Raw genomic sequence first — 24,831 nt, 5'->3', positions numbered from 1 at the left:
GGTACGAGCCTAACCCCTCGCTCACGCCCAAGTTCCGTCGGTTCACCAGACCAGGCCATTCGGCGGCCCCCCAAACCTAAAACAGCATTCCCGGAACCTGATCTCCGGTTGCAGCGAACGACCATAACTCTTTGCCTATACGGGCTTCTCTTCCGGCTCGCTCCGACTCGGATGCCGTTGCCTGCGCGTCGCTTGGGCCCGTTCGAGCGATCGCGCCTTGCGTCGCGCATCCCGCAATTCCTCGATCGTCGGCTGCCACCAGCCCCGCGCCAGTTCCGTCCCGGTCGCGGGCTGCCGCGCCGGCCATGTCCGCACCAGCTCATCATGGCCGGGCCTGCGCCAGCTCGCCCAGACGAAGTCACCGATGGCCCCGGCGCTCCAGGGGTAGTGCTCGCCCAGGCTCTCCTCATCGACCAGCTCACCTGTGACTTCGGTGAAGACCAGCGCGCCGGCATGAGACATGAGCGGGCGGTCGCCGGGTGGGAGCTGATCGGCGCGGACCGGATAGCGATGACGTTGCCGCTCCCTGGCTTTCGCGCGCAAGGCGCGATCCTCGGCAGAGCCTTTCAACTCGTCTCGCCGCCGCTTCCGCTCGGCCGGCTCGTTGCGACGCGCGGCCGCCTCGATCGCCGGCCAACGGTGCCGCAGATCCTCCAGCGAGCGATAGGGAATGCGCCAGAGCTTCTCGTCCCCGTCCCACCACGCCCAGGGAACGGCGCGCAGCTCCGCGACGATGGTCCTGGAATAAGGCGTGCGGACCAGCAGATCCTCAGCCGCAACGAGGTAGTCGCTCGTGATCGGATCGAATGCAAAGGCGTCCTTGCCGCGCGCGTCGGCATGCGCGAGAACGCCCGACAGCTCCCGCTGCAGCCAGCGATTGAGCCGCTTCTCGGCCGTGCTGCCCGGCACGAACCAGGCGCGGCGGTCATCGCGCCAGCGCGCCCGGGGAAACGCCGCGCGAAAGCGCTCGACGAGCGCCGCGTCATAGGGGAAGGACGCGGTCGCGCCAGTCCTGTCCTCGCCGAGCGGTTCGACAGTGATGCTCTCTAGCGGGGATGGCATCGTGGCTCGGTCCCTGTCCTCGAGATGGACGCAGACGCCTGCCGCGTTCACCTCCACATTCTTACCTGCACCATTCTTACCTGCACCCGGCCCTGGCGCCGCGCCATGCCGCACGTGCAGCACCCGAGCCCGTCATTTCACCAGGCCGAACGGCCCCCAGAACCGTCGGAAACGAACTCGGCGCTGGATAAGATCGGAGGACAAGGTCAACCACCCCCGAAATGATCCGAGCAAACCGATCCAGCTCTGCGAGCCACTCATTCCGGGCAGACCGGAAGATCCGCCAGAGCATGCTGCGAAAAAGTGGCAACGGTTTTTCGCATGAAGCATGCTCTAAACGATGAGAGTCGATCACGTTTTCTGCGTTTGGACGATTCGTCCAAACGCAGCGTGATCTAGCCGGGCGCGAAGGCGCGGCGCGACCCAATCCAGGAATGAACGCGCCTTGACCGGTAACTGACCCTGGCCGGCATAGACGAGCTGAACCGGTATCGGCTCCGGCGCGAACGCTTCGAGCAGGGGCACGAGCGCGCCTGAGCGCAACTCGTCGACGATCTGATAGGACAGCACCCGAGCCACGCCGAGACCAGCCACGGCGGCATCGACCGCCGCCTCGGTCGAGTTGACGGCAAGCCGCGTGCGCGGCTCCACCGAGAGCGCAGCCGTATCGCGACGGTAGCGCCATTCCGGGGAGGTCGAGAAGCCCTTGAACGTGATGCCGTCATGCTCGCGCAGGTCTTCGGGAACGGCGGGACGACCGTGGCGAGCCAGATAGTCCGGGCTGGCGCAGATCACGCGCCTGACCTCGCCGACGCGCGTCGCCATCAGGCTGCTGTCCTCGAGATGGCCGAGCCGCACGCCGATATCCAGATGCTCCTCCAGCAGGTTGACGTGACGATCGATCAGGAACAGGCGCAGGTCGATCTTTGCGTATTCAGCCAGGAATTCGGCCGCGACGGGGAGCACGTGGCGACGCCCGAAGACGACTGGCGCCGTTACGGACAGCTCGCCGCGCGGTTCGCTGTATTCGCCTGCGGCTGCCCGCTCCGCCTCCACGACCTGTTCCAGGATTCGCCTGGACGCGGCGACATAGTCGCGGCCTGCATCCGTCAGCGCGACCCGCCGACTGGTGCGAACGATAAGACGGGTTCCGAGGTGCTGTTCGAGATCGGCCACCTTCCGGCTGACCGTGGTGAGTGGCGCGCGCAGGCGGCGCGCTCCAGCCGAAAGGCTGCCCTCCTCGATGACCGCGAGGAGCACCGACATCGCATCGAAGCGATCCATTTCAGCCTTCCGATTTCCGGGAGGAAACGTCCCGATTTCTCTGGATAGCTCAGATTTGGGGAAGGCTCTAGCGTCCTCCTCAACCCCGCGTGGTTCGAGCCTGCCCGCGTGGTTCGAGCCTGAAAGGCTGCCCTCGCAGCATAGGAGCCTTCGATGACCGCATTATCCCGTCGCGCCTTCGCCCTGTCCGTTCCCGCCCTAGCCTTGGCCGGTGGCTCCGTGCTGCCCGCCGGCAGCGGGGTCGCGCAGGCTCAGTCGATCGCCTCCAGGGCTGTCCCGCCCCTGGCGCGGGTCTCCATCGGGCGGTTCGCGGTGACCGCGCTGACCGACGGCTTTGCCGACATGCCGTTCTCCTATTTTGTGGGACGGCAGCCCAGCGAGATCGAAGAGGCGGCGGCGGCGCAGTTCGCGGCCAGGCCCGGCGGCATCCGCCTGATGTTCACCCAGTACCTGATCGAGGATGGCGAGCGGCGCATCCTGATCGACACGGGGCCGGCCGGCTTGCTTGGGGAGAGCGGAAAGCTACCCTCCGCCCTGGAGGCGATCGGGATCAGGCCCGAGAGCATCGACGCCGTCATCGTGACCCATATGCATCGAGACCATATTGGTGGCCTGGTCGCGGGCGGCCGCCGGAATTTCCCGAACGCGGAGATTTATGTCGACAGGCGTGAGATCGCTCACTGGACCGATCCGGCGAAGCGCTCGGCGGCGCCGGGCTTCCTGAAGAGCAGCTTCGATGCATCGGCGGAGTTCGTTCGCCTCTATCCGAAACTGCAAGCGATCGATGGCGAGCGCAGCATCACGCGCGGCGTCTCGATCGTCGACCTCAGCGGCCACACCCCTGGACATATCGGGGTGCGCATCGAGGACGGCGGCAAGAGCCTGCTCATGGTCTCGGACATGCTCTTCCATCCGTCGCTCCATCCGGCCGCCACCGATATCGGCTTCGTCTTCGAGCAGGATCCGGAGGCTGCCCGCGCGATGCGCGCCCGTTTCTTCCCGCGCGCGGCCGAGGAGAAGGCATTGATTGCCGCCACGCATATGCCGTTCCCGGGGCTTGGCCACATCGTTTCCGATGGCGGTCGGCTGCGCTGGCTTTCGGCAGAATGGGCCCAGCAGATCTGAATGCCCTCGTCGCGCGCAGCGCAATTCTTCCGAGCGGCGGCTGCGCCGGCTCGGATATCGGAGGCTCGCATGCTTCACAAATATCTCGAGATCGCTTCGACCCCGGCAGTCAAAGGCGCACGCCAGCACTATGGCAGCGCGGGTCAATACGCCAGGATCGACGGCACGCTCGATCCTGGAGCTCCTCCTCGAAACCACCTGCTCGGGCCGGAAGAGGAGGCGTTCATCGCCCGGAGCGACGCGTTCTATCTCGCCTCGGTCTCGGAGACGGGCTGGCCCTATCTCCAGTTTCGTGGCGGACCGATCGGTTTCCTGAAGGTTCTCGACAGCAAGACCCTTGGTTTCGCGGATTATCGAGGAAACCGGCAATACATCACGACGGGCAATGTCGCGGGCAATGACAGGGTCTCGCTGTTCCTGATGGATTATGCCCATCAGCGCCGTTTGAAGATCTTCGGGCATATGCATGTCGCCGACGCGACCGCCGACACGGCACTGGCGGCCAGGCTGAGCGTTCCAGGCCATGACGCCCGCGTCGAACGGGCTGTCACGATTGCGATCGTGGCCTTCGACTGGAACTGTCCGCAACACATCACGCCGCGCTTCAGCGAGGCCGAGCTCGCCGAATGGCTGGAGCCGGTCAAAGCCAGATTGACGTTTCTTGAAGACGAGAACCGCAGGCTGAAACATCGCCTGGGCCAGGGACCGGTGTGACCGGATTGCCGAGCGATTGCCTGCTGAAATCCGGTTTTCGGAAGAATCCGATGCCCAAACAAAGAGGTAGATCGCCCATCCTGCGTCCGAACGGACGCACGGCGATCTAGATTCCGGGCTGACACACCATCCAGAACCCCAAGCTGCGAGGCACCTCATGAAACTCGGCTTCATCGGTACAGGCGCGCTCACATCCGCGATTGTCACCGGGCTCAAATCCGACCCAGACAATTCCATGTCCGTTGTCCTGTCGCCCCGTAATGAAGACATCGCTGCCAGCCTGGCTTCCCGCTATCGGGATGTACGGGTTGCTCCCGATAATCAGGCAGTCCTGGACGCTTGCGACACCGTCATGCTCGCGGTTCGTCCGCAGCTCGCGCATGACGTGCTGCCGGAATTGCGATTTCGTCGTGATCATCATGTCGTCAGCCTGATCGCCACGCTGTCCCGCGAGACGATAGCCGCGTTGACCGCGCCTGCTGGGCAGGTGACGAAAGCACTTCCCATGCCCATGGTCGCGCATAGGCAGGGGGCGACGATCATGTGCCCGCCCGATCCCGGCATGGCGGCACTGTTCGGCGGGCTGGGAAAGGTGATCGAGGTCGAGAATTCAAGCGAGTTTGACGCCTTGAGTGTCGCTACCGCGACGTTTGCGACGCATTTCACGTATCTCGATACGATTCACAGATGGCTTGAAGATCACGGCGTGGCGAAACCGCAGGCACGCGACTATGTCGCCAGCCTTTTCAAGGCGCTGGCAGCCGCCCCGGAAACAAATCCGGATGCCGATTTCATGCATTTGGCTGAAGAATATGCGACGCGCGGCGGGATCAACGAGCAGGTTTTGCGCGCACTCACGGAGCACAGGGTTTTTGATGTCTTCTCAGGCAGTCTTGATGACGTGCATCGACGCATCTCGGCGTCCTGAGCCACGATCGCACTCTGATCGCGACACCGGACGGCCGGGCGCTGTACCAGGCGCTCACATGGGCTGAGTGGTCCGAAGTGACGTCGCTGATCGGCCCGGACCGCTGACGCGATTCAGCCGCGAGCCTGTCGAGCTCACGACTGGCCGACGGCGCGACCGATGACGCGGCTCGTCTCGGAACCGAGCCCTGGTGCCAGCCGAGCCGGGGCGCGACGCATCCGCGTCAGCGCGCTCGTCACGCCCGCTCGTCGACACTGGGGGCGAGATCAGGCCCCGGCGGTGGGGAGCCTGCCGTCTGGCGTGTAGCGATCCACGGCGTCCGGCAGTCGCCGGGACAAGCGGGACAGCAGCTCATCGCGGGACAGGCCCGTCTGACGTTCGAGCTTGGCCAGGACATCGGGACCGATCGCCTGTTCCAGGTCCGGGGGCGCGACTTCCTGATTGGCGCCTTGCCGCACCCAGGAATCGGCCTTCTCGCCCTGGCCGGCCTGCTTGAAGCGCTCAAGCAGTTCGCCCAGGCCGCCGTTCAGGAAGCCGCCGATCCCGCCTGCGCCCGCTGTGCCCCTGAGATCGCCGAGGACCGTGTCCGCGCCTTTCGGGATGTCGCCGGCCGGTGCCCCGGCGCGATCCGGCTGATTGGCCTGGCCGAGCCACTCGGCGATCTTGTCCCGGTTCTGGTACCCTGCGAGGGCAAGCAGGCCCAGCAGTGCCGTCATCGACGGAAAGCCCTTTTCGCTCATGAGGTTCGCTCCTTGCGCTTGGGTGTTACACGCTGCGTTGGCGGTTCGAGAAAAAGGCCCAAACCATCAGGACGATGACGGCGCCAATGACCGCCCCGATCAGGCCCGCCCCTTCCCCGGGGCCGTACCAGTTGAGGGCCTGGCCGAGATAGGTCGCAACGAAGGCGCCGACGATTCCGAGAATGGTCGTCAGGACAAAGCCCGCAGGCTCGTTGGACCCAGGGGTCAGGAACTTGGCGATTACTCCGGCGAGAAAGCCGATGACGATGGTCCACACAATGCTCACGATGTCCTCCCCCAATAGCCCGGTCGCGTCCCACGGCACAAAGCCGCGCCGAGCGACGCCCAAGCACAGTCTGAACCGCCGATCGGCGCGTTGGTTCCCGATTGGCCCATCGGCCCAGGCGATCGCCTTCTTCGGAACGAAATCACCGCTCCTCGATTGAAGCCGGAAGACGCTGGAGCCCACCATGAAGCTGACCCCATCGGCCAAATGCGTCTATGGCTTTTCCGCGCCGACACAGGTCATCGGACTGCTTCAGGCCTCACATTCCAGCGATCAGACGATCCTTGCCAGCGATCAGGCGATCCTTGCCAGCGATCAGACGCTCCTTGGGACGAGCTGACGATCAGTGGGGATGCGCGGCCCGTCGAAAATGAAACGGCCACGGGAGACCGCCGGTTCCGGGCATGCCTCTCGGGCGAGACGCGCGAGGGCAGGATAGCGACGTCACGGCGCTCGGTTCTGCTCGCCGCGGGTATCAAGAACCGTCACCCCAGCGGCTGACGCGCTGCATGCGGATGCATTCAGGCTCGGGGGGCCTGCGCTACTGCCCGGTTTGCGATGGCTGCCGAGCGACGAAGGCGCGCGCCTTTGCCGCGGGAACCGCTGGCCGGGCCAATCGTTTGATCCTGTCGCATGGGCTGGGGTCGGTTTACGCCAGGACGGGAGGTCCGCCATGTCTCTGATCGATGAAGCCGAGCCGGTCGCCGCACCGGAGACCGCGGCGGGTCGACCGGATGATCCGCGCATCCAGAGAATTGCCAGGGCGATGTGCCGGGCCGCGCGGATAGACCCCGACCAGGCAGCCGGGACGGTTGCGATCTTCACGGTCATGCACTGCCACGCTGGACGGTCGGAGAATGATCCGGCATGGATGCTGTTCGAGCGCCAGGCCGAGCTCTTCGTCGCCATGAATCCGGACGTGGTCGGGCCGCTCTGATCCGTCACGGAAACGCCGGCAGCCTCACCGAACCCGCCCCCACCGCTTCGGCATCCGCAAGCCTCTGTGCAAGCACCCGGAAGTTTGCCACGATGGGTTTCGGGTTAAATCCCTGCGAGGATTTAGTCCCTGGGATCGATCATGCGGGGCATGCGGATGCGTTTCCGGTTGCTGGTTTCGATCGCGGTCATGGTGCTGGCGCTTGGCGCCTGCAATGAGCGGGAGGCCGCGAAACCGCCGGCCGCTCCGCCTGCGCCTGCCGTCGGTGTGATGCCGGCCGCCAAGAAGGGGGTGAGCTGGGCCTATTCCTTCGTCGGCCGCATCAAGGCGCCCGAAAGCGTGGCCCTGATGGCGCGCGTGCAGGGCTTCCTTCAGAAAATCCAGTTCACTGAGGGGCAGGACGTCAAGGCCGGCGACGTCCTCTACCAGATCGAAAAGGTGCAATATCAGGCGCAGCTCGACCAGGCGCAGGCCAATCTCGCCGCCGCCAAGGCCCAGGAGCTCAATGCGCAGCTGACCTATGCCCGCTCGCAGGACCTGGTGAAGACGCAAGCCGTCTCGCAGGCGACCCTCGACGCCAACCGCGCCAGCCTCGACATCGCCCATGCCGCGGTGCTGCAGAACCAGGCGGCGTTGACCCAGGCCAAGGAAAACCTCGGCTACACCGACATCATCGCCCCGATCGCGGGCCGCATCGGCCGCACCGCCTATACGCAGGGCAATCTCGTCGGCCCCAGCAGCAATGCACTCGCAACCATCGTCAGCCAGGACCCGATGTATGTCCTGTTCCAGGTCAGCGTGCGCCAGCTCGAGGAGCTGCGCGAGGCGCGCCGGCGGGAGGACGGCGGCCAGGGCAAGATCGCGATCACCGTGCGCATGTCCTCGGGCAAGGAATACCCCCATCCCGGCGTCTGGAACTACACCGACCCGCAGGTCGACCAGCAGACCGACACCGTGACGATGCGAGCCTCGCTCCCGAACCCCGATCGCCAGTTGATCGATGGCGAGTTCGTCTCGGTCGAGATTCGCGAACGGCACGAGCAGGCGCGGCTCGTCGTGCCGCAGGCGGCCATCCAGGTCGACCAGGCCGGCAGCTACGTCATGGTCGTCGACAAGGACAACAAGGCCCAGCAGCGCCGCATCAAGCTGGGCGCGCAGCAGGATGCCGATATCGTCGTCGAATCCGGGCTCACCGAGGGCGAAAATGTCATCGTCGACGGCCTGGTCAAGGTGCGCCCCGGCCTGACGGTGAGCGCCACGCCCGTTGCTCCGGCAAGCGGGAGCTAGGACGTGATCTCATCCGTCTTCGTCGACCGGCCGCGCCTTGCCTTCGTCATCTCGATCGTCATCACGCTGGCGGGCATCATCGCCATCTTCACGATCCCGGTCGCGCAGTTCCCCGACATCGTGCCGCCGCAGGTGACCCTGACGGCGAGCTATCCCGGCGCCGATGCCGAGGTGGTCGAGACCACGGTCGCCCAGCCGATCGAGCAACAGATCAACGGCGTCGACAACGCGCTCTACTACCAGTCGACCAGCGGCGCCGACGGCAGCTACACGCTCAACGTCACCTTCGCGCTCGGCACCGACCCGGACATCAACACCGTCAATGTCCAGAACCGCTCGTCGCTCGCCCAGCCGCAGCTGCCGACCGAGGTCACGCGCCAGGGCCTGACCGTCCGCAAGAAATCCGCCGCGTTGCTGCAGGTGGTCGAGATCCACTCGCCCAAGCACTCGTTCGACTCGCTCTATCTGAGCAATTACGCGACGATCAACCTGGTCGATGCGCTCGCCCGCATCAACGGCGTCGGCCAGGTCAGCCTGTTCGGCCCGCTCGATTACTCGCTCAGGGTCTGGCTCGACCCGAACCGGCTGACCGCGCTCAACCTGACGCCCAGCGACGTGATCAGCGCCGTCCAGGGCCAGAACGTGCAGGCCGCGCTGGGCCGCATCGGCGCCGCGCCGGTCAGCAGCGACCAGCAATACCAGCTCACCGTCAAGACGCAGGGCCGGCTGACCAAGCCGGAGGAGTTCGCCAATATCGTGCTCCGCACCAATCCGGGCGGCTCGGTCGTGCGCGTCAAGGATGTGGCGCGCGTCGAGATCGGCGCCCGCACCTCGGATCGCTACAGCCGCTTCAACGGCGCGCCCGGCGCCGCCATGGGCATCTACCAGTCGCCCGGCGCCAACGCGATCGAGGTCGCCAAGAAGGTGCGGGCGACGATGGAGGAGCTCTCCAAGCGCTTCCCGGAGGATCTCGCCTACGGCATCTTCTTCGACACCACGGTCTTCGTCAGCGCCACGATCGACGAGGTCATCCGCACCCTGCTCGAAGCCTTCGTGCTGGTCGGCCTCGTCGTCTTCCTCTTCCTCGGCAAGCTGCGCACCACCATCATTCCGCTGATCGCGGTGCCGGTCTCGATCATCGGCACCTTCGCCGTGATGCTGGTGATCGGCTTCACCGCCAACACCGTCTCCCTGCTCGCGCTCGTGCTCGCGATCGGCATCGTCGTCGACGACGCCATCGTGGTGATCGAGAATGTCGAGCGCGTCGTCGAGGAGGAGCCGGAGCTTTCGATCGCGGACGCGACCAAGAAGGCGATGGGCGAGATCACCGGGCCGATCATCGCGATCACCTTCGTCCTGCTCGCCGTCTTCGTGCCGGTCGCCTTCATTCCCGGCATCAGCGGCCAGCTCTTCCGGCAATTCGCGGTCGCCGTCTCGGCCGCCATGCTGATCTCGGCGGTCAATGCCCTGACGCTGAGCCCGGCGCTCTGCTCGATCCTGATCAAGCGCAGTCATGGCAGCGGCGGGCCGATGCGCTACGTGATGAACGGCATCGACAAGGTCCGCGACGGCTATGCCGCGATCGTCAGGCGCCTGGTCAGGATCGCCGTCGTCGTCGTGGCGGTGCTCGTCGGCATCATTGCCGCGACGGGCGGGCTCTTCGTGACAACGCCACAGAGCTTCCTGCCGGAGGAGGACCAGGGCGCCTTCTTCATCGCGATGCGGCTGCCCGAAGGCGCCTCGGTGAACCGCACCGCGGCCGTGGTCGAGCAGGTCGAGGCCATCGTCCGGCCGATCGCCGGCGTCGAAGGCGTGCTCTCCGTCGTCGGCTTCAACTTCATCGACGGCCTCGCCTCGTCCAACCAGGCCTTCTTCGTCGTCCGCCTGAAGCCCTTCGAGGAGCGCAAGGACCCGGCGCAGGGCGCCAGCGCCATCATCGGGGCGCTGCGGCCGCAGCTTGCCGCCGTGCAGCAGGCGACGGTCTTTCCCTTCAACCTGCCGCCGATCGTGGGCCTCGGCAGCACCGGCGGTTTCCAATATGTGCTGGAAGCCCTGCAGGGCCAGTCGCCCACCGATATCGCCGCGACGATGCGCGGGCTCTTGATCGCCGCCAACCAGCAGCCCGAGCTCGCCGGGGTCTTCAGCACCTTCGCCGCCGACACCCCGCAGATCTATCTCGATATCGACCGCGACAAGGCGCAGGTGCTCGGCGTCAAGATCTCAGACGTCTTCAGCGCCTTGCAGGCGACGCTCGGCGGCTACTATGTCAACGACTTCAACGTCTTCGGCCGAACCTGGCAGGTCAATGTCCAGGCCGAGACGCCCTTCCGGCGGTCCGTGACCGATATCGGCAAGATCTATGTCCGCAACAATGCCGGCACGATGGTGCCGCTCAATGCGCTCTCGCAGGTGCGCCTCGTCACCGGGCCACAGGCCCTGACGCGCTATAACGGCTACAGGAGCGTGATCATCAACGGCTCGCCGCGGCCGGGCGTCAGCTCGGGCCAGGCGCTCCAGGCCATGGAACGGATCTCCGCAACGACCCTGCCGGCGGGCTACGGCTTCGAATGGACCGGCACGGCCCTGCAGGAGAAGGCGGCAAGCGGCGGCACCACGATCGTGCTCGCGCTCGCCGTGCTCTTCGCCTATCTCTTCCTCGTCGCGCTCTATGAGAGCTGGAACGTACCGATCGCGGTGCTGCTCTCGGTCACGGTCGCGATCCTCGGCGCCATCGCCTCGATTGCGCTCACCGGCGTCAGCCTCGGCGTCTACGCCCAGATCGGCCTCGTGGTGCTGATCGCGCTCGCGGCGAAGAACGGCATCCTGATCGTCGAATTCGCGCTGGAGCAGCGTGCCAAGGGCGAAACGATCGTCGAATCCGCGATTTCCGGCGCCAGGCTGCGCTTCCGCCCGGTGATGATGACGAGCTTCGCCTTCATCCTCGGCCTGCTGCCGCTGGTGATCGCCACCGGAGCAGGCGCGCTCAGCCGGCGCGCCGTCGGAACGCCGGTCTTCGGCGGCATGCTCTTCGCTTCGATCTTCGGCATCTTCCTGATCCCGATGCTCTATGTCGTGTTCCAGTGGATGCGCGAACGCAGCAAGGGCAAGCCGCAGGAGGAAGCGCTAGCCGGCAAGCCGGCCCCTGCCCCGCACTGAGTCGGCATTAGATCACGCTGCGTTTGGACGACATCGTCCAAACGCAGAAAACGTGATCGACTCTAATAGTTTTAGAGGGGTCTGCTCAACAACCACTCACCGCCGGGCGTCGTCCGGCCGAGTTCGACGAAGCCTTGTGCCAGGTAGAACTCAAGGGGGCTCGACGGACCCAGCACAACGCTCGTTTCAACCGTCTCGAAGCCGCTGGACTTCATGTGCTGCAAGGCGAGATCCAGGGCTGCCCGACCGTGCCTGGCCCCCTGATGTGCCCTGTCGATCATGAAGCGCCAAAGGGTCGCCGTGCCCGGTGTCTCCGCGCTTCGCCACTGAACGAACCCAATGGGATGCTCGCCGAGGTGGATGGCGCGGAACACGGCCGTTGGCTCGAAATGCGCTTGGGCGATGGAGAGCGCATTCGCTGCAACGTAGCCCTTCTGATCGTCGCGAACCTCCAATGCGCACACTGCGCGTACCGTTTCATTCGTCACCTCGCACAGTTGGATTTTCATGGGGTTTCCCGCGTCCGTCTCCCACCGAGGACCCTGGTCAGTCCGCGCAGTCGTAGACATCCAATCCCAGCCTCAGCCCACGGTCACCCAGCATCAATAGGACGTGGGGCTTGAACTCCGTCCCTTCGTTATTCTCCCGCATGAACAGGCCGCAGAAGACGTCGCACTGATAGTGCACGGACAGTTGACGCCAGATGGACAGGTCGTTCGGGAGCTTGGCAAGAAGCATGACGATCCGAGCATTCAGGGAGCGGAGGCGAGGACCGGTCCGGCCTGACGCTCAAACGCTGGTACTGCCAGATCGTCCTGCTCGCCCTCGGCTCACAGATCCCGCGTGCGATCGGGCAGTTTGTCGATCGCCTCGTCTGCGCCCTCATCCTTCTTGAGCACACCCTCGCGCAGCACCTTCGTGGCGGCCTTGGCCTCCTCCTCGGAATCGCCGGGAAGAGGTGCCGTCTCGGGCGTCGCGGTGAGACCGATATCGTCGGGCTTCTTCCCGCCTTTCCGGGCCGCTGCGGCGAATGTGGCAAGGGCTTCGGGTTGTTTGGCCATTGGAACCTCCCTGGTTGCCGCAACAACCCTCCTGCAAGCGAACCTGTTCCAGGGCATTCTTGCAGACGGCGCGCCGGGGGCCGGGAGAGCGTTGCCGCCTCCTGTCCCCACCCGGTAGCAGCCGGCCTCCCCGCGCCACCGTCAGGCCCGGACTGAGGCGGATCCAGCAGTGATCGCGTTCAACGCCGCGATCGCCTCGCCACTCAGCTCCAGCGCCCCCGCGGCGAGGTTCTCGCGGAGATGGGCGACCGACGCGGTGCCCGGGATCAGCAGAATGTTCGGTGCGCGCTGCAGCAGCCAGGCGAGCGCGACCTGCATCGGCGTTGCGCCGACCTTGGCCGCGACCTCGGTCAGCCCCGCGGATTGCAGGGGCGAAAACCCTCCGAGCGGGAAGAAGGGCACATAGGCCGTGCCCCTGGCCGCCAGTTCGTCGATGAGCGCGTCGTCAGCGCGGTGGACGATATTATAGTGGTTCTGGACGCAGACGATCTCGCAGATGCCGCGTCCCTCCGCGACTTGGCCGGCCGTGACATTGCTGAGGCCGATATGGCGGACGAGGCCCTGCTGCTGGAGTTCGGCAAGCACCGTCAACTCGGCCGCGAGACTGCCTTCGGCCGGGCCATGACCATCGCCCCAGAGCCGCAGGTTGACGATTTCAAGCGCGTCGAGTCCGAGATTGCGCACATTGTCGTGTACGGCCTGCCGCAATTCGTCCGGCGCGGCGGCGCGAAGCCAGGATCCGTCGGCGCCGCGCCGGGCGCCGATCTTGGTGACGATGACGAGATCCTCGGGATAGGGCGACAGCGCCTCGCGGATCAGCTGGTTGGTGACATGCGGCCCGTAGAAATCGCTGGTGTCGATATGGTCGACCCCATGGGCAATCGCTTCGCGCAGCACCCTGATCGCTGCGTCCCGGTCCTTTGGTGGGCCGAAGACACCGGGGCCGGCCAGCTGCATGGCGCCGTATCCGAGCCGTTTCACCTCGCGATCCCCGAGGCGGAAGGTCATGGGTTGGTCGATGCCAGATGTGCTCGCTCTCATCGTCGCTCTCCTGTTGCTGACCGGCACGAGATAGCGACTGGATGACTGCCGGATTAGAGCGCACAATCGGAACAGGCTGTGCGGAATTCCAGACAATGCAGATCGACCTCGAAGACCTCAAGGCGCTCGTCGCTGTCGCCCGGGCCAAGGGTTTTCGCGAGGGGGCGCGGAGCAGCGGGATCAGCGCCTCCAGCTTGAGCGAGGCGGTGCGCCGACTTGAGACACGCCTGGGCGTCAGGCTGCTGAACCGGACCACCCGCAGCGTCGCCCCGACCGAAGCCGGCGCCAGGCTGCTGGAGCGGCTGGGGCCGGCGCTGCGCGAGGTCGATGCCGCGCTTGACGTCGTGAACGGGTTCCGCGAGCGGCCAGCGGGGACGCTGAGGCTGAACGTGCCGGTCAGCGTCGCCCGGCTGGTGCTGCCCGGCATCGTGCCCGGCTTTCTTGCGGCCTATCCGGAGATCCGCTTGGAGATCATCGCGGATGACGCCTTCGTCGATGTGCTCGCGTCCGGCTGCGATGCCGGCATCCGCTATGGCGAGCGGCTGGAGCAGGACATGATCGCGGTGCCGATCGGGCCGCGCCAGCAACGGTTCGCGACGGCTGCTGCGCCGGCCTATCTCGACGCCAGGGGCCGCCCCCGGCACCCGCAGGACCTGCTGGACCATGCCTGCCTGCGCGGCCGGTTCTCGAGCGGCGCCATGGCGCCCTGGGAGTTCGAACAGGGCGGAGAGACCGTCCGCATCGAGCCGTCCGGCCCCCTGGTGGTCAGCCCCGGCGGCGCGGTCGATCTCGCCATCGCGGCCGCGCTCGGCGGGCTCGGCATCATCCACCTGTTCGAGGAGTGGCTGGCGCCCCATCTCGCCAGCGGCGCGCTGGAGCCGGTGCTCGAACCCTGGTGGGAGAGCTTTTCCGGCCCGTTTCTCTACTATCCCGGCCGGCGCCTGGTGCCGGCGCCGCTCCGGGCCTTCCTTGACCACATCAAGACCGCGACGAGAAGCGGTTGAGGGGAACGGAGTCGTAAGCGTCCGGTGAAACCAACGGTCCACAAATCGTCCATGGCAGCGGCGCGCGTTTTCCGGCTTTCCCGCCAATTCGCGCCGCCATGGCCTGCTGCAAACGATCTTGCCCAGGGCCTTGCCAGGAACAGCCACTTTCATCGCGTCTCCGTTGCGAACCGATGCCAATACAGCGGAGCCATGAAGCGCAAGACGTCAGTCACGAACCAAGCCTTCGATGGCCGCCGCAAGCTTCACGGGATCTGCGGGTGGCGCCGGCATCGGCGGCTTCGCCGATAGCTTCGATCGCCTTGCCGATGGTGGCATCGCGGTCGAGCAGGACGGGCGGCTTCTGGATAACCGCGACTTTTGCAGGCATGACGATCTCCTCCTTCTCGCTACGCGCGCTCACTTGACGCCGACGGCGACGATCATCTCGCATGGCCCCTCGAAGCCGGACGAAGTCTCGAAGCGTTCCAGCTCCTGCTCGATCTCGCGCCACGCTGCTTCGCGTCCGGCGTCGTCGAGGCCGGCGAGCATCTGATGCAGTGCGCCGAACGATTCCTTCTCGAAGCGCACGCATTCCGCCGCGGTCTTCAGCCGCACAGGCGCGGCCACGGTCCGGCTTGCGACGTCACGAAAACCGGCCTTGCGGAAGGTCTCCTCCAGCACGCCGGGGCCGCCGAGGCTGAACGGCCCGGGCTGGCCCGGCAACGGCGGCGGCAGGTTGGCGCGGCGGCGAATGACGGAGACCGGAATCGAGAAGAACTTGTTGTTCTCCGCGGTGCTGTAGACGATGGCCGCGACGCGGCCCCCGGGCTTCAAGGCCCGCTTCATGCCAGCGAGCGCCTTCTGCTGGTCCGGAAAGTAGATCAAGCCGACGCGCGAGATCACCGCGTCGAATGTGCCTTCCGGCACGTCCAGATCCTCACCGTCCAGCACCTTGGTCTCGATGTTGCAATGTCCGGCCTTGCGGGCATTCTCGGCCGCGAAGGCAAGGATGTTTTTGGAGACGTCGGTGGCGAGCACATGACCGGCCGGTCCGACGCGGTCAGCCGACTGCAATGTCTGATCGCCGGCGCCGGCCGCCACGTCGAGCACCCGGTGGCCGGACCCAATCTTCGCGATGTCGAGCATGATCTCCGTCGCCGGCCCGAGCCAAGCGCGCAACAGCGGACCCCAGTCGTTCCAGGCTCGGGCGGCGGCCTGCCATTGCTCGCGGGTCGTCTCCTTGTATTTGATCGGATCGAACGGTTTTGCTGAGGCTGTGGTCATCATAGCGATGTCTCCCTTATTTCGGGGGGTGCTCAGGCGGGCACGCAACGTTCATGGCCGGATGAGGTTGGGTGTGCCCTTCTGACCGGAGAACACGATGAGGAAGCGCACTGGCTTGTCGGTCACGTTGCGGCCGTTGTGCCAAAGGTTGGTCACCTCGGCGAAACCCTGGCTGGCGCTGAACGTATGGGTGCCGTGACCGTCCATCTCGATGGAGAGCGTGCCTTCGAGCATATAGACGAACAGCGGGACCGGGTGCATGTGCCGGCCCACCTGACCGCCCGGCGCGACTTCCGCCAGCACGGCGGTAAATTGGTTATCGCCCTGCGGGAAACGGATCGGCTGGCCGGTGATTGTAGTCGCCGTCTCCAGGACCGGCGTGAGCGTGAGGCCGACCGGGCCGGTCTGCGTGGGCTGCGCGACGGCGATTGTGGCGGCACCGCCCAGCAGCAACGAAAGGGCGAGAGCTGAGGCGAGCGTCTTCATTTTTAGTTCTCCCATGCCTACGATGGCCGAATTGGCCGATTTCGCGGCGTTATCTTGAGCGCTAGACTGGCTGATGTCCGTGGGAGCGCCCGTGGGAACCAGCATGGGACTGCCGCCAGACGGCAATTGAGACCAAGGAGCATGGAAAGTTCCGGCCCCCTCAGAATCCGCCTGCTCGGCGAGTTGCAACTCGCCGGTGGAGACGGCCGCGCTCTGGTGTTGCCGGCATCGCGGAAGACGCGCGCGCTTTTGGGCTATCTCGTCGCCACGGGCCAGGCGCATCGCCGCGAGCGGCTGTGCGACCTGTTCTGGGACGGCCCCGACGATCCGCGGGCGGAACTACGCTGGAGCCTGAGCAAGATACGACCTCTGCTCGACTGGTCGACGGGCGTGCGGCTCGTAGCAGACCGCGAACGGGTTAGTGTCGAACTGGGCGGCGCGGCCGTCGATCTTGCAGTGGTGCGATCACGGCTCGGCGGTAATGTCTCCGCTGCGCCGACCGGTGCATTAAAGGAAGCGGCCGCGCTGTTCGGCGGCGAATTCCTCGATGGCCTCGATCTGCCGCTCTGCTATCGCTACCAGGAATGGTGCATGGCCGAGCGCGAGGCGGCGAGCCGCCTTAGGCTCTCAGTCCTCGCCGCCTGGTGGAGCGCCTCGAGGATCATCCGACCGATGCGCTTTCCTATGCGCATTCGCTCGCCATGGCCGATCCGCTGTCTGAATCGGGCCACGCCGCCGTCGTCAGGCTGCTCTCGCGCCTTGGACGCAGCAAGGAAGCCCTAGCCCACTATGAGCGCGCTCGCCGTGTTCTCGAAATCGAACTTGGGGCGCCGCCTTCTGACGCACTGGAAGAAGCGCGCCGCGCTCTGCAATCCGTAGCCGGCACACGTCCTTCGGCCCAGCCTTCCGTCCCCGCCTCGGACACGGCGCGCCCGCCTGCAGGCGTGCCACCGCCAGATGCATTCTTCATCGGGCGCGACGCTGAACGAACGGAGATCGATAGCATCGTTCATGCGACGGTCGGCAGGCGTCCGACGGGCGCAGTACTCGTGACGGGGGAACCGGGCATCGGCAAGAGCCACATGCTCACGCGTGTCGGGGAACGTATGATCGCCGCGGGCGGGCAAGCTTTCGTCGCGCGGGCCTTCGAGGCCGAAGTCGCGCGGTCCTATGGCATCTGGATCGATCTCCTGCGCGTGACCGTGCGTACGCAATCGCGCGAAGAATTGCCCCCAAAGCTCGGCCTGCTGCTTCCCGAACTCGGCGCGGCGGGAGACGGTCCCGGAGATCGCGCTCAGCTGTTCGAGGCCGTAGTCGACCTGCTCCGGGACATCGCATCGGAACGACCGACCGCGATCATGCTCGACGACATTCAGTGGATCGACGAGGCGTCGTCGTCGCTTCTCCACTACGTCGCGCGCCATATGGATGCCGCGGATGGCCTGCTCATTGCCTGCGCCACGCGCGCCGGGGAAATCGACGACAACGCAGCTGCGTCGCGCGTGCTGCGCTCGCTCGACCGGGATAGACGGCTGCGGACGATCGAGCTTGCGACCCTGAATGCCGCGGAAACGGCGGAACTCGTACGCCAGGTCGATTCAGTGCTGGATGCGACCCGCATATTCGTCGAAAGCAATGGTAATCCGCTGTTCGCGCTGGAGCTCGCCCGATCCTATCGGCAGGGCGGCGCCGACGGCGGACGCACCATTGACGCGGTCATCGCCGGTCACCTCGCGCCGCTGACCGATCAGGTACGCGAGACCCTCATCTGGGCGGCGGCCCATGGGCGCGTGTTCACGCCGGACGATCTCGCGCGCGTGGTCCCCCTCGATGTTGCGGAGCTGCTCATGGCGCTCGGCGAGCTGGAGCGGCGCGGACTGGTGCGTCCGGTTGGCAACGATGCCTACGACTTCACACACGACCTCGTTCGTCAGGCCGCCTATCGCACTCTCTCGCAGCCACGGCGAAGGCTGGTGCACCGACACATCGCGCAGGGTCTGAACGCTCTCGCCGGCACCAACGCCGCGCTGGCGGCAGCCCTCGTCCATCATGCCGCCCTCGCCGGGGAGGACGAGATGGCGGCACGAGCTTGCATTCTCGCCGGGGAGCAGGCGCTGCGGCTGTTCGCCAACTCGGAGGCTGTCGGTTTCGCCGAGCAGGGGCTGCGTCATGTCGAGCGGCTGGGGCATGGTCCGGCGGAACCGGAGCTACGGATCGCGCTGCTGAGAATTCGCGTTCTCGCCGCCACAGGCCCGGGCCTGCGATCGCTTCCGTCGCTGTCTGAGGCCATCACCGAGGCGACCAATGCCGCCGAGGAACAGGGCCTTCAGGCGGCGGCGGCCACCGGGCATTATCTGCTGTCTGTGGTGCATCAGGAGGCGGGCGATGTGCAGCGAGCCGAGAGCAGCACGCTCCGCGCGGCCGAGGCCGGGCGCGCAGCCGACAACAAAACGCGCGCGCGCCAGCTCGCCAATACGGCGCGCTGTCTGCTCGAGCTCGAGACGGAGATCGCCCGCTCGCGCGAGCTGATCGACGAGGCTGGCGGCATTGCCGACTCGCTTGGTCTGGATCTCTGCGAACTGCATTGGGCGCGGGGTCTCCTGAAGCGGTGGGATGGCCGCGAGGAGGAAGCCTTGTCTTCGCTGTCTCGCGCGCTCGCTCTCGCGCGCCGGGACCAAGACCGCTGGCGCGAGTACAAATGCCTGACCTGGCTTGCGATGCTTGAACAGGAGATGGGCCGGTACGCGGACATGCAGGCCCACTGTGAGGAGCTACGGACGGTCGCGGCTCGGCTGCAGGAGGATGAGACACCGTTCGTCGAGACATTACAGGCGCTTGCCACGCTTGCCTCGGCTGAGCGTTCTGCCAATGCGGTGCTGGCGAAAGCGCTAGCGCGGCTCCGAGCGGTCGATGACAAGTCCTACCTCGCCTACGCGCTCAATCGTGCCGCGGGCCTCTATCGACAGACGGACTGCGCCGAGGAAGCCCGGCACTGCGCCGCTGAGGCGCTGACGATCGCCTCGATCATGCACAGGCGGAACGAGATCGCCATTGCGCAGGCGATGCTTGCGCCATTTGGCGCAGAAGCCCCCGCTCAAGGTGCTGGCCGCTTCGACCCCGCTCCATGCGGTCCTGACGACCTCAGCGCCCGGGCGCGATCGGCGTTGTGCGGATTTGCGGAACCGCCGCCTGCGATTCCCACGGCCGCTCCCACGCCCGATGGGCAGATGTGAAGGCTGGAACGGAACAGGAGATGAACCATGCCGCGTGTCATCGTCGAGCGGAGCTTCGAGGCGCCCTTCACACAAGGGGACCTCGACGCGGTTGAGGCACGGATGGCCCCTTGCCTCGACCTTTACAATGTGCGTTGGATCCGCAGCTACTGGTCCGCCGACCGTCTGCGCATGATCTGCGAATACGAGGCCGCCGACGTGGTCAGTGTCCGGAATGTCCAGCGGGAAGCCAACGCCAAGTTCGAACGAGCCTGGGCCGCCGATATGCTGGGCGGGCAATGAGGCCCCTGATGAAGAATGTTACGGGGGATTGTCGCAGTCCTCGCCTGCGGCATGATCGGCGATCAGTCGTAGTGGCTTTGGCGAGCTTCGGATGCGCGGCAGCATTGGCAGCCTAAAGGTTAGAATAAGGATCTGGGCTGGGGGGCCGCCGGCGCAGGCAAGCGCATGGAAGAGATCGGTCCAGACACCTTTGGCGGCCCAGCACACGAAGCGGTTGTAGAGCGTCTTGCGCGGCCCATAGTCGGGCGGCGCATCGATCCAGCGCCCACCCGACTTCAGAACATGGACGATCCCGCTGATCACCCGGCGGTCATCGACACGCGGCTTGCCGCGCGTGTCCGTCGGCAAATGCGGCGCGATCCGCGCAAACTGCGGTTCCGTCAGCCAGTACTGATCCCGATTCATCCGCGCTTCCTTTCGGAAGTACAAACCGCCGGCCACGCCAACAATTTTATGGGTCCGAACCCTAGATCACGCTGCGTTTGGACGAAATCGTTCAAACGCAGGGTGATCTTGATCCGCCCCGCCGCCGACCATCCTGGTTCTGGCGCTTGTCGCAAGCGCCGACGGTATCATCGCCCCATGCAACCTGTCGGCGCCCCTATGTCGAAATGCCGCTTCACGGCGCGACCAGCTGACGCCGGCCTGCCGTGAAGGGGCGCAGGCGCGGCGCTCAGGCGACCTTGGCCTGCACCGTGCCGATGCCCTCGACATGGCCCTCCATCACGTCGCCGCGGACGACCGCGCCGACGCCGGAGGGCGTGCCCGACATGATCAGGTCGCCGGGCTGCAGCTCGAACAGGCCGGAGAGATAGGAGATCATCTCCGGCACCTTCCAGATCATGTGGTTGAGGTCGCCCTGCTGGCGGATCTCGCCATTCACCTTGAGCCAGACCGCGCCGTTCTCGGGATGGCCGATCGTGCTCGCAGGGACGATTTCGCTGAGCGGCGCGGAATGCTCGAAAGCCTTGCCGATCTCCCACGGCCGGCCCGCCTTCTTGCATTCGTCCTGCAGATCGCGCCGCGTCATGTCGAGGCCGACGGCATAGCCATAGACGTGGTCGAGCGCGCTCTCGACCGGGATATCCTTGCCGCCCTTGGCAAGCGCGACCACCATCTCGATCTCGTGATGGACGTTGCTGCTGCGCGGCGGATAGGGGAAATCGCCGCCATCGAGGACGACGCTGTCGGGGTTCTTCTGGAAGAAGAACGGCGCCTCGCGGTTGGGGTCGCCACCCATCTCGATGGTATGGGCGGCATAGTTGCGGCCGACGCAGTAGATGCGGTGAACGGGGAAACGGCTTTGCGTCCCCCGCACCGGGACCATGACCTGCGCCGGGGCCTGGACGACATGGTTCTGGGGCGTAGCGATATTCATCTTGCGTGATCCTTCGTTGGCAAGAGGGGTCTTCAGCGCGAGGCGGCGTAGTAGCCGAAGCGACGTTCCAGCCGCGCGAGCAGTTCGTTGACGGTGAAGGCGAAGGCGAAGAGCACGAGCAGCAGCGCCCAGAAATGCTCCATCAGGAAATGCGACTGGTAGATCTCGAACAGCGTGCCGAAGCCGACGACCGAGACCAGCAGCTGCCCGATGACCACGCCCTTGACGGCGCGGATCACGCCGAGGCGGATGCCGGCCAGGATCTCGGGCAGCGCCGCCCAGAGATAGATCCGGCTGAAGGCCTGCCAGCGATTGGCGCCGAAGCTGCGCGCCATCTCGACCAGCGAGGGCGAAATCGCGCGGATGCCGGCGCGCGTATTGAGAACGATGATCCACATCGAGAAGAGCACGACGGTGAGCACGATCGTCGTCTGGCCGAGACCGAACAGCACCATGATCACCGGCACCAGCGCGCTGAGCGGCGCGGAGAGGAAGAGGTTCACCCAGGGCAGCAGAAGCCGGTCGGCAATCACCGAGCGGCCCATCAGGATGCCGAGCGGGACGCCGACGGAAATCGCAATCATGTTGCCGAACAGGAAGGCGCGGCCGGTGATCAGCAGCGCCTCGAGGAAGGAGGCTGTCGGGACGATTTCGAAGACGCGCCAGATGATGCGCGACAGCGGCGGCAGGATGAAGCCCGCATCGGTATGGCCGGCGATCTCCCAGACCACGGCCCAGACGAGAAGCGCCGCCATCGTCGGCAGGCGAATACCTGAAATGACCATGGGCCCCACCTAGTCCAAGTAATGCCTGAGCTGCTGCCAGATCGCTTCGACGACATCGAGATAGGCGCTGTCGCGCCTGATCTTCTCGGGGTCGCCGCCACGCTGGATCTGCGGCTCGATGATCGCCGAGACGCGGCTCGGCCGGCGCGAGAGCAGCGCGATCCGGTCCGAGACATAGACCGCCTCCTCGATGCTGTGCGTGACGAAGATGAAGGACTTGCCTTCATTGGCGACGAGTTCGAGCAGCTCCTCCTGGAACTTGCGGCGGGTCTGCTCGTCCACGGCCGAGAACGGCTCGTCCATCAGCACGACCTTGGCATCGACCGCGAGCGCACGCGCCAGGCCGACGCGCTGGCGCATGCCGCCCGAGAGTTCGTGCGGGTATTTCTGCTCAAAGCCCTTGAGACCGACGCGCGCGATATGGCGTTCCGCGATCGCCTCGCGTTCGCTATGGGCGACGCCGCGCAGCTCGAGCCCGAAGGCGACATTGCGGATGACGCTGGCCCAGGGCATCAGCGCAAAATCCTGGAAGACGAAGGCGCGTTCGGGGCCGGGCCCGGTGACCTCGCGGCCATCCACCAGAACCTGGCCGCCGGAGGCCGGGATCAGGCCGGCGATGATCTTCAGCAGCGTGGTCTTGCCGCAGCCCGAGGGGCCGAGCAGCGTCGTCAGGCGCCCTTCCGGAAACTCCAGCGAGATGCCGCTGAGCGCCTCGATGCCGCCGGCATAGGTCTTCGAGACGCTGCGCACTTCGACGATCGGCCGGGCCGCGCGGACGGGAAACGGCGGACGGTCGCTGACGGGCTGCGCCATGATGGCTACATTCGGGTTCATCTGCGCACCTCCGGTCGGAACAGGGTGACTTCGATCCGCTCGAGCAGCTCGATGAACAGGACCGAGAACACGATGATGGCGAGGATGGCCGCGTACATCTTGGGATAGTCGGCGACCGACTGGTTGTAGGAGATCACGTCGCCGATGCCGGTCGGCGTGATCAGCAGTTCGGCGAGGATCACGCCGATGAAGGCGGCGGCGCAGCCGAGCCGGAGCCCCGCGAAGATCATCGGGCTGGCTGCCGGCAGGATGATCAGGCGGATGTTCTGGCTGCGCGTCGCGAGAAAGGAGCTGCCCATTTCCAGCAGCGATTTCGGGGTGTTGCGCACGGCGCCGAGCGTGTTCAGCACGATGACCGGCATCGCCATGATGCAGACGGTCATGACCTTGGCGGTCAGCCCGATGCCATAGGCGAAGGTCAGGATCGGGATGAGCGCGGCGAGCGGCGCCGCCTGGGCGATCACGAAGATCGGCGCGAACAGCCATTCCGAGGGTTCGTGCAGGCCCATCAGCACGCCAAGGGCCACGCCGCAGAAGATCGAGGCGGTGAGGCCAATGACGAGCGGGTGGAGCGTGATCAGGAAGGCCTTGAACAGGGTTCCGTCGGCCATGATCGCGCCAAGTCCGCCGAGCGTTTCCAGAAAGGTCGGAAAGGCGGGGCTGAGCGGAATCCGCCCGGCATATTCCCAGAGCGCGAGAACGGCCGCGAAGGACACCAGGCGCAGGACGAGCGGATGGATCAACAGATCGCGCCAGCGCTGGGCCGGAGCCTTGCGAAGAGCCGGCAAAGCAGGAGCAAGTTCGGAAATCTGCAAGGGAGAGTACTCCGCTTGTGCGCATTGCCGGAACGAAGGGGTCCATAGGCTGGAAACTGCTCGCTCCAGCCTATGGATTGGCCTGGGCGGGCCTAGCTGCCCAGGGCCTTGCGCGCCCGCTCCAGCGGCGCGAGATACCAGAAGTCCTCGACCTTCAGCGCGCTGGCCGGCCCCTGCAGCTGGCCTGCCTCGGTGTAGAATTCGAAATCGGCCTTGGCGACCTCGGCGCTGCCGCCGGCCGGCGCATAGACGCCCTCCTTGGTCGCCAGCGTGTAGAACTTGGTGATGCCCTCCAGCACCTCCTTCGGCTGGTCGGCCATCAGCTTGCGCTTGGCCCTCTCCTGCTCGACGATCGCCGGATTGGCCGCCATTTCCTGCCAGAGCCGCAGGAATTCTGTAACGATGACATCGACTTGCTTCTCGTTCTTCTGGATCCAGTCGATCTGCCCGAACAGGGTCTCATCGGAGGCAGGCTCGCTGACGCCGGGCAGGACATGGAAGCGGTCGCCCGCCTTCTCCAGCAGGAGGTCCTTGTTGGCGAGATCGACGATGGTGGCCTTGATCTGGCCCTTCATCATGCCGATGATCCGGTTCTCCGAGCCCGGCACATAGCTGCGCTCGCCGAACTGGATGCCTTCACGTTTCGCGATGATGTTGCCGATCGCCTCCGTTCCGGTGGCGCGGGCGTGGAACGCGATCGGCTGGCCGTTCATGTCCTTCCACGTCTTGTAGGATTTGTCCGCGACCGGGAAGAAGACGAGGCGCGTGCCCTGGAAGAGCACCCGCAGCGGCGCCTTGCTCTTCTGGACCACCGCATAGGGCGTGCCGACGCCAAGATCGGCCTGGCCGTTGATCACGGCCTGGATGGCTAGATCTTCCTTCGCGAAATGCGTCACCTGGTAGTCGACGCCCTTCTCCTTGGCGCGCTCCAGCGCAATGATCATCGAGAGCGTCTCGGTCGACAGCACGTCTCCCAGCGCCACCCGGACTTTAGCTTGCGCCTGCGCGGCGGCGTTTCCCAGCATCAGCGCGGTGCTGACGGCGGCAACGCCGAACAGGACGAATGGCCTTCTCCCCAACAGCTTCATGGTTCGACTCCTCCCCGAATTCTCTTTGCCAGAGTTCTG

Annotated in this window: 27 protein-coding genes and 1 pseudogene; 11 read left to right on the top strand and 17 right to left on the bottom strand. The window is 65.7% G+C overall.

Annotated elements, in window-relative coordinates; genetic code table 11:
• Nucleotides 1-135 precede the first annotated feature (135 nt).
• Nucleotides 136-1,062 carry a hypothetical protein gene (locus tag FG93_RS17000; protein ID WP_052513884.1) on the bottom strand — a complete coding sequence of 309 codons (927 nt, stop codon included), beginning with the start codon at nucleotides 1,060-1,062 and terminating at the stop codon, nucleotides 136-138.
• A 351-nt stretch (nucleotides 1,063-1,413) separates the two neighbouring features.
• Nucleotides 1,414-2,346 carry a LysR family transcriptional regulator gene (locus FG93_RS16995; RefSeq protein ID WP_043236411.1) on the bottom strand — a complete coding sequence of 311 codons (933 nt, stop codon included), beginning with the start codon at nucleotides 2,344-2,346 and terminating at the stop codon, nucleotides 1,414-1,416.
• A 153-nt stretch (nucleotides 2,347-2,499) separates the two neighbouring features.
• Between FG93_RS16995 and FG93_RS16990 the strand changes: the two genes are divergently transcribed.
• The 3 genes from FG93_RS16990 (at nucleotide 2,500) to FG93_RS16980 (ending at nucleotide 5,113) form a co-directional block, all read left to right on the top strand.
• Nucleotides 2,500-3,471: an MBL fold metallo-hydrolase gene (locus FG93_RS16990; RefSeq protein ID WP_043236408.1), complete on the top strand. Its 972-nt coding sequence runs from the start codon at nucleotides 2,500-2,502 to the stop codon at nucleotides 3,469-3,471.
• 69 nt (nucleotides 3,472-3,540) lie between these two features.
• A complete protein-coding gene (locus FG93_RS16985; protein WP_043236565.1) occupies nucleotides 3,541-4,185 on the top strand; it encodes a pyridoxamine 5'-phosphate oxidase family protein in 645 nt (214 codons plus the stop codon).
• Nucleotides 4,186-4,342: 157 nt separating this feature from the next.
• On the top strand, nucleotides 4,343-5,113 hold the full coding sequence (locus tag FG93_RS16980) for a pyrroline-5-carboxylate reductase (RefSeq protein WP_043236406.1): 771 nt from the start codon (nucleotides 4,343-4,345) through the stop codon (nucleotides 5,111-5,113).
• A 266-nt stretch (nucleotides 5,114-5,379) separates the two neighbouring features.
• Here FG93_RS16980 and FG93_RS16975 read toward each other — a convergent pair whose 3' ends face one another.
• Nucleotides 5,380-5,853, bottom strand: coding sequence for a YidB family protein (locus tag FG93_RS16975; protein ID WP_043236405.1), 474 nt, complete (start codon nucleotides 5,851-5,853; stop codon nucleotides 5,380-5,382).
• 25 nt (nucleotides 5,854-5,878) lie between these two features.
• Nucleotides 5,879-6,139: a GlsB/YeaQ/YmgE family stress response membrane protein gene (locus tag FG93_RS16970; protein ID WP_043236563.1), complete on the bottom strand. Its 261-nt coding sequence runs from the start codon at nucleotides 6,137-6,139 to the stop codon at nucleotides 5,879-5,881.
• 184 nt (nucleotides 6,140-6,323) lie between these two features.
• Between FG93_RS16970 and FG93_RS32915 the strand changes: the two genes are divergently transcribed.
• From FG93_RS32915 to FG93_RS16955, 4 genes are all read left to right on the top strand, one after another.
• Entirely contained in the window at nucleotides 6,324-6,479 is a 156-nt protein-coding gene (locus FG93_RS32915; RefSeq protein ID WP_161783832.1) for a hypothetical protein, read from the top strand.
• A gap of 333 nt (nucleotides 6,480-6,812) precedes the next feature.
• Nucleotides 6,813-7,076 (top strand): hypothetical protein, encoded by a 264-nt coding sequence (locus tag FG93_RS16965; RefSeq protein ID WP_043236403.1) that lies wholly within the window; start codon nucleotides 6,813-6,815, stop codon nucleotides 7,074-7,076.
• 150 nt (nucleotides 7,077-7,226) lie between these two features.
• Nucleotides 7,227-8,363 carry an efflux RND transporter periplasmic adaptor subunit gene (locus FG93_RS16960; RefSeq protein ID WP_161783831.1) on the top strand — a complete coding sequence of 379 codons (1,137 nt, stop codon included), beginning with the start codon at nucleotides 7,227-7,229 and terminating at the stop codon, nucleotides 8,361-8,363.
• A gap of 3 nt (nucleotides 8,364-8,366) precedes the next feature.
• Entirely contained in the window at nucleotides 8,367-11,519 is a 3,153-nt protein-coding gene (locus tag FG93_RS16955) for an efflux RND transporter permease subunit (protein ID WP_043236398.1), read from the top strand.
• Nucleotides 11,520-11,590: 71 nt separating this feature from the next.
• On the opposite strand, the gene FG93_RS16950 is transcribed toward FG93_RS16955, so the two are convergent.
• The 4 genes from FG93_RS16950 to FG93_RS16935 form a co-directional block, all read right to left on the bottom strand.
• Entirely contained in the window at nucleotides 11,591-12,028 is a 438-nt protein-coding gene (locus FG93_RS16950) for an N-acetyltransferase (protein ID WP_043236561.1), read from the bottom strand.
• 37 nt (nucleotides 12,029-12,065) lie between these two features.
• Nucleotides 12,066-12,263, bottom strand: coding sequence for a DUF4279 domain-containing protein (locus FG93_RS33420; protein WP_348270479.1), 198 nt, complete (start codon nucleotides 12,261-12,263; stop codon nucleotides 12,066-12,068).
• An 86-nt stretch (nucleotides 12,264-12,349) separates the two neighbouring features.
• On the bottom strand, nucleotides 12,350-12,580 hold the full coding sequence (locus FG93_RS16940; protein WP_043236395.1) for a hypothetical protein: 231 nt from the start codon (nucleotides 12,578-12,580) through the stop codon (nucleotides 12,350-12,352).
• 141 nt (nucleotides 12,581-12,721) lie between these two features.
• Nucleotides 12,722-13,621, bottom strand: a complete 900-nt coding sequence (locus FG93_RS16935; protein WP_052513869.1) for an aldo/keto reductase family oxidoreductase — start codon at nucleotides 13,619-13,621, stop codon at nucleotides 12,722-12,724.
• 95 nt (nucleotides 13,622-13,716) lie between these two features.
• Between FG93_RS16935 and FG93_RS16930 the strand changes: the two genes are divergently transcribed.
• Complete coding sequence (locus FG93_RS16930; RefSeq protein ID WP_043236390.1) at nucleotides 13,717-14,625, top strand: LysR substrate-binding domain-containing protein; 909 nt, start codon at nucleotides 13,717-13,719, stop codon at nucleotides 14,623-14,625.
• Nucleotides 14,626-14,836: 211 nt separating this feature from the next.
• Here FG93_RS16930 and FG93_RS32910 read toward each other — a convergent pair whose 3' ends face one another.
• From FG93_RS32910 to FG93_RS32905, 3 genes are read right to left on the bottom strand one after another with little or no spacing between them, the layout of a single operon-like run.
• Entirely contained in the window at nucleotides 14,837-14,995 is a 159-nt protein-coding gene (locus tag FG93_RS32910) for a hypothetical protein (RefSeq protein ID WP_161783830.1), read from the bottom strand.
• A 29-nt stretch (nucleotides 14,996-15,024) separates the two neighbouring features.
• Entirely contained in the window at nucleotides 15,025-15,939 is a 915-nt protein-coding gene (locus FG93_RS16920) for a class I SAM-dependent methyltransferase (RefSeq protein ID WP_200878120.1), read from the bottom strand.
• 3 nt (nucleotides 15,940-15,942) lie between these two features.
• Nucleotides 15,943-16,377: a cupin domain-containing protein gene (locus FG93_RS32905; RefSeq protein ID WP_043236385.1), complete on the bottom strand. Its 435-nt coding sequence runs from the start codon at nucleotides 16,375-16,377 to the stop codon at nucleotides 15,943-15,945.
• A 141-nt stretch (nucleotides 16,378-16,518) separates the two neighbouring features.
• On the opposite strand from FG93_RS32905, the gene FG93_RS33645 reads away from it, so the two are divergent.
• The 3 genes from FG93_RS33645 to FG93_RS16900 are packed head-to-tail and all read left to right on the top strand — an operon-like array spanning nucleotide 16,519 to nucleotide 19,892.
• Nucleotides 16,519-17,160: a hypothetical protein gene (locus tag FG93_RS33645; RefSeq protein ID WP_043236384.1), complete on the top strand. Its 642-nt coding sequence runs from the start codon at nucleotides 16,519-16,521 to the stop codon at nucleotides 17,158-17,160.
• The gene (locus FG93_RS16905; protein ID WP_043236381.1) at nucleotides 17,079-19,610 is read left to right on the top strand and encodes an AAA family ATPase; all 2,532 of its coding nucleotides are present in this window, start codon (nucleotides 17,079-17,081) and stop codon (nucleotides 19,608-19,610) included. Before FG93_RS33645 ends, FG93_RS16905 begins: the two co-directional genes overlap by 82 nt.
• Before the next feature lie 27 nt (nucleotides 19,611-19,637).
• On the top strand, nucleotides 19,638-19,892 hold the full coding sequence (locus FG93_RS16900; RefSeq protein ID WP_043236379.1) for a nickel-binding protein: 255 nt from the start codon (nucleotides 19,638-19,640) through the stop codon (nucleotides 19,890-19,892).
• A gap of 123 nt (nucleotides 19,893-20,015) precedes the next feature.
• Here FG93_RS16900 and FG93_RS16895 read toward each other — a convergent pair.
• The 6 genes and pseudogenes from FG93_RS16895 to FG93_RS16870 all read right to left on the bottom strand — a co-directional run.
• Nucleotides 20,016-20,297: pseudogene (locus FG93_RS16895) on the bottom strand (transposase); the annotation flags it as partial.
• Between the two features lie 268 nt (nucleotides 20,298-20,565).
• Complete coding sequence (locus FG93_RS16890) at nucleotides 20,566-21,219, bottom strand: fumarylacetoacetate hydrolase family protein (protein ID WP_200878125.1); 654 nt, start codon at nucleotides 21,217-21,219, stop codon at nucleotides 20,566-20,568.
• Between the two features lie 83 nt (nucleotides 21,220-21,302).
• Nucleotides 21,303-22,055 carry an ABC transporter permease gene (locus FG93_RS16885; RefSeq protein ID WP_043236375.1) on the bottom strand — a complete coding sequence of 251 codons (753 nt, stop codon included), beginning with the start codon at nucleotides 22,053-22,055 and terminating at the stop codon, nucleotides 21,303-21,305.
• A gap of 9 nt (nucleotides 22,056-22,064) precedes the next feature.
• On the bottom strand, nucleotides 22,065-22,868 hold the full coding sequence (locus FG93_RS16880) for an ABC transporter ATP-binding protein (RefSeq protein ID WP_043236552.1): 804 nt from the start codon (nucleotides 22,866-22,868) through the stop codon (nucleotides 22,065-22,067).
• 17 nt (nucleotides 22,869-22,885) lie between these two features.
• Nucleotides 22,886-23,704: an ABC transporter permease gene (locus FG93_RS16875; protein WP_244448641.1), complete on the bottom strand. Its 819-nt coding sequence runs from the start codon at nucleotides 23,702-23,704 to the stop codon at nucleotides 22,886-22,888.
• Between the two features lie 92 nt (nucleotides 23,705-23,796).
• Entirely contained in the window at nucleotides 23,797-24,792 is a 996-nt protein-coding gene (locus tag FG93_RS16870; protein ID WP_043236373.1) for an ABC transporter substrate-binding protein, read from the bottom strand.
• Nucleotides 24,793-24,831: the final 39 nt, after the last annotated feature.

The sequence above is a fragment of the Allobosea sp. LC85 genome (assembly GCF_000735605.1).
Classification (GTDB): Bacteria; Pseudomonadota; Alphaproteobacteria; order Rhizobiales; family Beijerinckiaceae; genus Allobosea.
The sequence above is the reverse complement of the archived record's forward strand: the minus strand, read 5'-3'. Positions and strand labels throughout refer to the sequence as shown.

Bases quoted from the DNA above. Each gene is read 5' to 3' on its own strand.
- FG93_RS17000 (WP_052513884.1), bottom strand. From the start codon at position 1,062: ATGCCATCCCCGCTAGAGAGCATCACTGTCGAACCGCTCGGCGAGGAC.
- FG93_RS16995 (WP_043236411.1), bottom strand. From the start codon at position 2,346: ATGGATCGCTTCGATGCGATGTCGGTGCTCCTCGCGGTCATCGAGGAG.
- FG93_RS16990 (WP_043236408.1), top strand. From the start codon at position 2,500: ATGACCGCATTATCCCGTCGCGCCTTCGCCCTGTCCGTTCCCGCCCTA.
- FG93_RS16985 (WP_043236565.1), top strand. From the start codon at position 3,541: ATGCTTCACAAATATCTCGAGATCGCTTCGACCCCGGCAGTCAAAGGC.
- FG93_RS16980 (WP_043236406.1), top strand. From the start codon at position 4,343: ATGAAACTCGGCTTCATCGGTACAGGCGCGCTCACATCCGCGATTGTC.
- FG93_RS16975 (WP_043236405.1), bottom strand. From the start codon at position 5,853: ATGAGCGAAAAGGGCTTTCCGTCGATGACGGCACTGCTGGGCCTGCTT.
- FG93_RS32915 (WP_161783832.1), top strand. From the start codon at position 6,324: ATGAAGCTGACCCCATCGGCCAAATGCGTCTATGGCTTTTCCGCGCCG.
- FG93_RS16965 (WP_043236403.1), top strand. From the start codon at position 6,813: ATGTCTCTGATCGATGAAGCCGAGCCGGTCGCCGCACCGGAGACCGCG.
- FG93_RS16960 (WP_161783831.1), top strand. From the start codon at position 7,227: ATGCGGATGCGTTTCCGGTTGCTGGTTTCGATCGCGGTCATGGTGCTG.
- FG93_RS16950 (WP_043236561.1), bottom strand. From the start codon at position 12,028: ATGAAAATCCAACTGTGCGAGGTGACGAATGAAACGGTACGCGCAGTG.
- FG93_RS16940 (WP_043236395.1), bottom strand. From the start codon at position 12,580: ATGGCCAAACAACCCGAAGCCCTTGCCACATTCGCCGCAGCGGCCCGG.
- FG93_RS16935 (WP_052513869.1), bottom strand. From the start codon at position 13,621: ATGAGAGCGAGCACATCTGGCATCGACCAACCCATGACCTTCCGCCTC.
- FG93_RS16930 (WP_043236390.1), top strand. From the start codon at position 13,717: ATGCAGATCGACCTCGAAGACCTCAAGGCGCTCGTCGCTGTCGCCCGG.
- FG93_RS32910 (WP_161783830.1), bottom strand. From the start codon at position 14,995: ATGCCTGCAAAAGTCGCGGTTATCCAGAAGCCGCCCGTCCTGCTCGAC.
- FG93_RS32905 (WP_043236385.1), bottom strand. From the start codon at position 16,377: ATGAAGACGCTCGCCTCAGCTCTCGCCCTTTCGTTGCTGCTGGGCGGT.
- FG93_RS33645 (WP_043236384.1), top strand. From the start codon at position 16,519: ATGGAAAGTTCCGGCCCCCTCAGAATCCGCCTGCTCGGCGAGTTGCAA.
- FG93_RS16905 (WP_043236381.1), top strand. From the start codon at position 17,079: ATGGCCGATCCGCTGTCTGAATCGGGCCACGCCGCCGTCGTCAGGCTG.
- FG93_RS16900 (WP_043236379.1), top strand. From the start codon at position 19,638: ATGCCGCGTGTCATCGTCGAGCGGAGCTTCGAGGCGCCCTTCACACAA.
- FG93_RS16890 (WP_200878125.1), bottom strand. From the start codon at position 21,219: ATGGTCCCGGTGCGGGGGACGCAAAGCCGTTTCCCCGTTCACCGCATC.
- FG93_RS16885 (WP_043236375.1), bottom strand. From the start codon at position 22,055: ATGGTCATTTCAGGTATTCGCCTGCCGACGATGGCGGCGCTTCTCGTC.
- FG93_RS16880 (WP_043236552.1), bottom strand. From the start codon at position 22,868: ATGGCGCAGCCCGTCAGCGACCGTCCGCCGTTTCCCGTCCGCGCGGCC.
- FG93_RS16870 (WP_043236373.1), bottom strand. From the start codon at position 24,792: ATGAAGCTGTTGGGGAGAAGGCCATTCGTCCTGTTCGGCGTTGCCGCC.